This is a genomic window from Atopobium sp. oral taxon 810 str. F0209 (assembly GCF_000466405.1).
Lineage (GTDB): Bacteria > Actinomycetota > Coriobacteriia > Coriobacteriales > Atopobiaceae > Olegusella.
In genome coordinates this window covers 1-6,213 of the sequence record NZ_KE952943.1, presented here as the reverse complement: position 1 = coordinate 6,213, position 6,213 = coordinate 1, and the positions used below count along the sequence as shown (strand labels likewise).

Sequence of the window (6,213 nt, the reverse complement as noted above, 5' to 3'; positions counted from 1 at the left end):
TGTCAAAAGCCACGTTCTGTTTCAAAGGGCCTGACGTTTGCACAGGTAGATTTTTTGGGCGTGAAATGGCCTTCACGTTTTCGCAGGTAGATTTTTTGGGCGTGAAGAGATGTGTGGCTTTTGGCTAAAAAAGTGAAGTAGAACGTGGCGTTTGACACTTGGCATGAAGTAGAACGTGGCTTTTGGCAAGCAGGGCGCACGAACATGAAACGGAACGTGGCGTTTGGCTCCCAGCATGAAATGAAGTGTGGCGTCTGCCACATGGCATGCCACACCATAGGTTGCTAGTAGGTTGCTAGCAAGATACGCACTCTTTTCGCACGCTCTGCTTTATGCTGTTCCAACCTCGGGGTGGAACAGATCGGCATCTAGTTGATTGACTTGAATCCCCGAGAGGGGACAAAACTTTTTGACTGATTTAGCTTGTTTAATAGTTTTGGCATATAGAGAAAAATATATCTGATGATATTTTTTGTTATAGGTTCTCGATATGTTTTCAGACGCAACCTTAAGTTGTTAAGAAGCAGGCTGCATACAGCCCTCTCACGTGCTACGAGTTGCGGTGCGAAGCTGTAACATGCAGAATGTGGGATATAGGCAAAAAGGTGCATCTGGTTGTATTTCTTATATGAGACAGTTGCACAACCAGGTATTACCTCAATAGTCGGTTGAAAATAGATATGACGCACTGTGATGAAGCTCGGCCCAAAGTACTCCTTCTCGCCATTGTGCAGGACCCATAGCATCTCCTTCTGTCTATATCGCAAGATATCTCCAGCGTCTTATCTGCCCATCCGTGGGAAACAAGCACATATCCTTTTTGACGTAGACTGATGAAAGGTGAACTTTTCCCGCACGTAAAAATTTCGATAGATGGTTCGTTTTTCGGACTAAAGGAAAATGTGACCTGCGCGTTTACGCTTGCTCACTCCGAAGCTTGAACCATTTGCAGTTTGTATCCCGTCTGCACTCCAAATAGCAGAGTTTGTATGTACCGGACACGCATTTCCTATATGGTGAAAAGAAAACAGCGACAAAAAATCGCCTCCCCGCGGCTACGTTGTGAACCCACCCATAATAGGTGGGTGCTCTCGGCGCCTTTTCCAGCTTCCTCAACAACGGAGGATTCCTGTACTGGAAACGCTATGCGAGCTCCCTAAAAAACGCTTGTCGGTTCACCCATTCTGTGCCGCAGGGGGACGACACTTTCATTATCGTAGACCGCTGGAATAATTCCAGTCTTGACTTGCGCTGGTGGAGCGGGAAAATTGAGAGTGCATTGCATAAGCGCCCTTGGGACGTTTTTTGATGCAATGACGAAGAAACACCCTCGGATAATAAAAATCCACCACAGAGCAAAGCTATCGCGCAGCTGTCAAACCTAGCTGTCACGTAGCATGCCATCGAGTTTCTTTTTCGATCTGCTTTCCTACTTCCCATTTTTATGATTGCGCAGCTTTAAGTTACAATGCCTAGGTGTATTTGATTGCGAATCCATCTTTGGGGTGCGGGCGTCCGTCCGACAAGACCCTAGTGGGGAGGTGCCATGGATGTCAGATGGGTGCCCTACGCGGCAGTTTTTCTCTCTGCTCTTGTCACCTCGCTTGCAATGACACCTTTGGCAAGTCGTATTGCATGGAAAGTAAACGCCGTTGATTACCCTGGCATTCGTCGTGTCAACAAGCAGCCCATTCCACGTATGGGAGGCATTGCAGTATTTGCGGCCATTGTCGTGGCTTTTCTTGTCCAATACTTTGGAACGACGTATCTCGGCTGGGAAACCGTGCTTTCACCATCGGTGCACTTGGCAGGTATTAGCTATCAAGTCTTGGCTTGCGCTTTTGGCGTCATTTTTCTTACTGGCATTTTGGATGACAAGTTTCATCTCAAACCCTTGCAAAAACTTGCAGGTCAGCTTATTGCGGCGGCTATCGCTGTGTCAGGCGGTTTGGTGATAGGTTCGGTGGTTAACCCCTTTAGTGGTAGCTATTTTTATCTGGGCTGGGTGGCATATCCAGTTACGGTTTTTTATCTTGTTGCGTATGTGAATATTTTTAATTTGATTGATGGCTTGGATGGTTTGGCTTCAGGCATCGCCTGCATTGCGGGCTTTACGATGTTTACGCTGGCGATGTTCGCGGGGCGTCCCGATGCAGCAACCTTGGCAATCTCTCTGGTAGGAGCGACACTTGGGTTTTTGCGTTACAACTTTCATCCAGCGAGTATTTTTCTAGGTGATTCGGGTGCGTTGTTGCTGGGCTTTACGCTGGGAACGGTGTCGTTGCTTTCTGTTACTCGTATTGCTGGCTTTACTACGGTGATTGTGCCGCTGGTGATTGCGGGTATGCCCATTATTGATACGTTTTCTGCGATTATTCGTCGCTTTAGAGCGGGTGTCAGCATTGGACAAGCAGATCGCGGACACATCCAGCATCGTCTGCTTGATAGGGGTTTTGATCAACGCCGTGCCGTGTTAACGATGTATGGTTGGACAGGTCTTTTGTGCATCGGCACGTTGATTATGACGCAGGTGAGTGTGGGTCCGCGTGTAGCGGTTTTTGGTGTGCTGGTGATTGGCTCGGCGGCGTTTGCGATGCATTTGCATCTGTTTGAGCCCGTTCTTCTTCATCATTACAACAAGTACACAGGAGAAGACGAACTTGTTGATCCCGACAATCCTGCCTTTGAGGATGAGAAAGAGCGTTTTGTTGAGGAACACCACCTCGAGCGCATGGACATCCGTCGCCGTACCAAGTAGGTACCAAGGTTAGCGAAAGCCCTACATGGGATGCTATAGCGTAGGGCCTGCAGGACTGGTGACGCCAGTAGCATCAAAGGCGGGCACAAAACTTTCGGAGACGGTGCCTCCTTGCTGCCACCACAAGTGCTCAAAACCCAGTTCATCAGCGTGGTCAAGCACAACTTCATATTCTTCATCGATGACCGATCGTGCTAAATTGCCACCCGCTGCAAGACAGGCTTTGTTGGGCGTATACTGATTCATCACAGATAGATCGACCTCGTTGCCGCACAGCTCCCATACACGGTCAAGCACTGCACAGGAATCATCTATGTGACCAGGTAACACTAGGTGTCGCACAATAATGCCACGTATCATGCGACCATCTGGTCCTTCGGCACGCCCGCCTGCAGTCTGTACGAGGTGCAGCATTTCATTTAGTGCTGCTTTTGCGACTTCAGGATAGTTTGTAGCTTTGGAAAGTGCTGCTAGTTTGGGTGAGGCGTATTTAAAGTCGGTAAGCCAGATATCAACAGTCCCCTCCATTGCGCGCACTGCTTCGACAGTCTCATACCCTGAGGTATTACAGACAATCGGCAAGGTAAGCCCTGCCTTGCGAGCCATGCGCACAGCCTCACAGATATGTGGTCCGTAGTGCAGGGGAGTCACAAGGTTGATATTGAGCGCACCTTGTGCCTGCAGCTCAAGCATGATTTCTGCAAGGCGCTCAACCGTGATTTTGAGACCAAAGCCTTCCTGTGAGATTTCGTGATTTTGGCAAAAAACACAGCGCAGAGGGCAGCCTGTAAAGAAAATTGCGCCAGAACCCGCCTCACCAGAGATGGGAGGTTCTTCCCAATAATGCAAAGCAGCACGGGCAATGCGCAGCTCAGCCGTTACGCCGCAAAAGCCTGCTTGCCCTTGGTTGCGTCGTGCGCGGCAATGACGCGGGCACAACTCGCAAATTTCGTAGGCGCTCATATCCATGTGAAGCTTCTTTCCAAAGCAGAACGAAATAAAACGGTATTGCCGTCCTGCGCAAATCTCTATTTTGGCAGTGCTAAGCGCCTAGTCTACGCGTAAAAGCAAACCCGAGAGCGGAGCTAGGTCGAGTGTCACGATACCTTCTTTTACCGTAACGCTTGTCTTTGTATCCCGAGGACATGAACCCCCGTAGATATCCCAGTCGCTGTTGATAAGCGGTGTAAGCTTTGTTGCGGCTTCAAGTTGCAGCTTGTAGGCAGGCCATGGCTGGTCAGATAGATTGAGCACGCAGAGAATGCGCTCACCGTCTACTCCGCGTTCGCGACGCTCAAAGGCATAAACCATATGCTGTGCGTCATCTACCTGGCGCCATTGGAAACCCGCCTGCGCATAATCTTGATCCCAGAGGGCAGGATGTGTGAGATAGCAGTTATTGAGCTCGCGGCAGTAGTGTGCAAATGCCTGGTGGGTGGGGTAGTCAAGCAGCATCCAGTCCTGCTCGCGCTTTTCATCCCACTCACGCAGCTGACCAAATTCCGAACCCATAAAATTGAGCTGCTTGCCGGGGTGAGCAATCATGTAAAGATAGAGCGTGCGAGCCTGTGGGAATTTCTTCTTGTAGTCACCATCCATTTTTTGGAGGATGGTGGCTTTACCGTGTACCACTTCGTCATGTGACAGCGGCATCAGATAGCGCTCACGGTGAAAATACATCATCGAGAAGGACAGCTTGTGGTAATTTTCGGGACGCCATTGCTGGCCAGTCTGGAATAGCTCAAGTGTGTCGTGCATCCAGCCCATGTCCCACTTGTAGTCAAAACCGAGTCCGCCCTGCTCAACAGGTCGCGTAGTGCCATCAAAATCAGTGGAGTCCTCGGCGATAAACAATGCACCGGGGTTTAGGCTGCGCACACCTGAGGTAAAGCGACGCACAAACTCAACGGCATTGGCATTGACGCCGCGAGCTTCATCACCCTGCCAATAAATGATGCGACTTACCGCATCCAAACGTAGGCCATCAAAGTGATAGGCACCAAGCCAGAAGTTTGCCGCTGACTGCAAAAACGAGCAGGTCTCACCACGTGAGTGCATGAAGTTATGGCTACCCCATTCAGACACGCCGACAGCTGCATTGGGATATTCAAAGAGCGCCGTACCGTCGTAGTTAGCAAGACCATAAGCGTCAGTGGCAAAATGCACAGGCACAAAGTCGAGAATAACGCCAATGCCTGCGGTATGCAGGGCATCTACTAGCTGCATAAGCTGGGTAGGGGTGCCATAGCGGCTGGTTGCGGCAAAAAAGCCAGTAGTTTGGTAGCCCCAGCTACCATCAAAAGGATGCTCTGCCAAAGGCATAAATTCGACGTAGTTATAAGCGTTTTTCTTTAGATATTTGGGAAGAAGTTCCGCGAGCTCGGAATAGCTATACCAATCTGCAGGGTCATCAGAGGTCTGCTCGCCCGAGCGTTTGCACCAACTGCCTAGGTGCATCTCATAAATATTGATGGGAGCGTTATAGCTGGCAGTCGCACCATTTTTTTTGCGTGCAGCCATCCATTTTTGGTCGTGCCATTGGTAGCTTAAATCGCAGCTAATACTGCGCCAATCAGGGCGTAATTCCATTGCAAAGCCGTAAGGGTCACAGTGATCTTGGTAGCTGCCGCCGTGGTAGATGCGGTAGATATAATGCTCACCGTAGCCAACACCTTCGGCCTCTGCTTCCCAAAAATTGCCATCATAAATTTTGTGCATGGGCCATTCGCCAGAATCGCCAATTACGACAATACCTTCAGCGTTTGGCGCAAACGTGCGCCATATCATGCCTGTATCACTAAGGTGAGCTCCCAAAAAATCATGAGCAAAAAATTCGCGACCCGCGTAAAAGTCCTGCTTATCCATAGGTTCTCCCTGAGTGACACATACAAGCATGATAATAAATTTTGTAGTCTTACAGTCGAGCATCTCACATTATGGCACGAAGTTGCCAAGCAGAGCAGTGCGGTGCGTTTGCCGTGTGGCTGTGATGATATGTTTTGCCTGAGCTGCGTATCGGTTGACATGTGTAGTGCAAATTGCCACAATTACCAACGCAGCATTTTAATTGGGGATGTAGCTCAGCTGGGAGAGCGCTGCCTTCGCAAGGCAGAGGCCGAGGGTTCGAATCCCTTCATCTCCACCAAAAGAGGAAGCGTTGAACTCTATTTTGTGAGAAACGAGTTAGCGCTTGTTTATAGATTCGAGAGTCGCTGATGTGGCTCTCGTTTTTTATGCTGAGAATCAGGCCATACTTCAAGAAAAAGTAAGAAGAGAGAGTGTGCGCTTCACGGGGTGCATAAGACAGAAAACGTGTTGTGTTTAGGGGTATTAACGCAGGTTAACCCCTATTTGATGTGACGGGTTATCAATCTGGTGTCGTGTGCTGTGTCAAACGCCACAGACTGTTTCAATCACCACGGCTTTGCTTGCCAAAAGCCACGTTCTGTTTCAGA

3 protein-coding genes and 1 tRNA gene are annotated in these 6,213 nt (G+C 49.4%); 2 read left to right on the top strand and 2 right to left on the bottom strand.

Going from position 1 to position 6,213, the window contains the following annotated elements; all coding sequences use genetic code 11:
• Positions 1–1,546 precede the first annotated feature (1,546 nt).
• The gene (locus tag HMPREF9069_RS03025; RefSeq protein ID WP_021625659.1) at positions 1,547–2,758 is read left to right on the top strand and encodes a glycosyltransferase family 4 protein; all 1,212 of its coding nucleotides are present in this window, start codon (positions 1,547–1,549) and stop codon (positions 2,756–2,758) included.
• A 33-nt stretch (positions 2,759–2,791) separates the two neighbouring features.
• On the opposite strand, the gene HMPREF9069_RS03020 is transcribed toward HMPREF9069_RS03025, so the two are convergent.
• Positions 2,792–3,721 carry a radical SAM protein gene (locus HMPREF9069_RS03020; RefSeq protein WP_232204030.1) on the bottom strand — a complete coding sequence of 310 codons (930 nt, stop codon included), beginning with the start codon at positions 3,719–3,721 and terminating at the stop codon, positions 2,792–2,794.
• Positions 3,722–3,808: 87 nt separating this feature from the next.
• Positions 3,809–5,623 carry a 1,4-alpha-glucan branching protein GlgB gene (gene glgB, locus HMPREF9069_RS03015; protein WP_035438308.1) on the bottom strand — a complete coding sequence of 605 codons (1,815 nt, stop codon included), beginning with the start codon at positions 5,621–5,623 and terminating at the stop codon, positions 3,809–3,811.
• Positions 5,624–5,827: 204 nt separating this feature from the next.
• Between glgB and HMPREF9069_RS03010 the strand changes: the two genes are divergently transcribed.
• A tRNA-Ala gene (locus HMPREF9069_RS03010) sits at positions 5,828–5,903 on the top strand.
• The last annotated feature ends 310 nt before the right edge of the window (positions 5,904–6,213 follow it).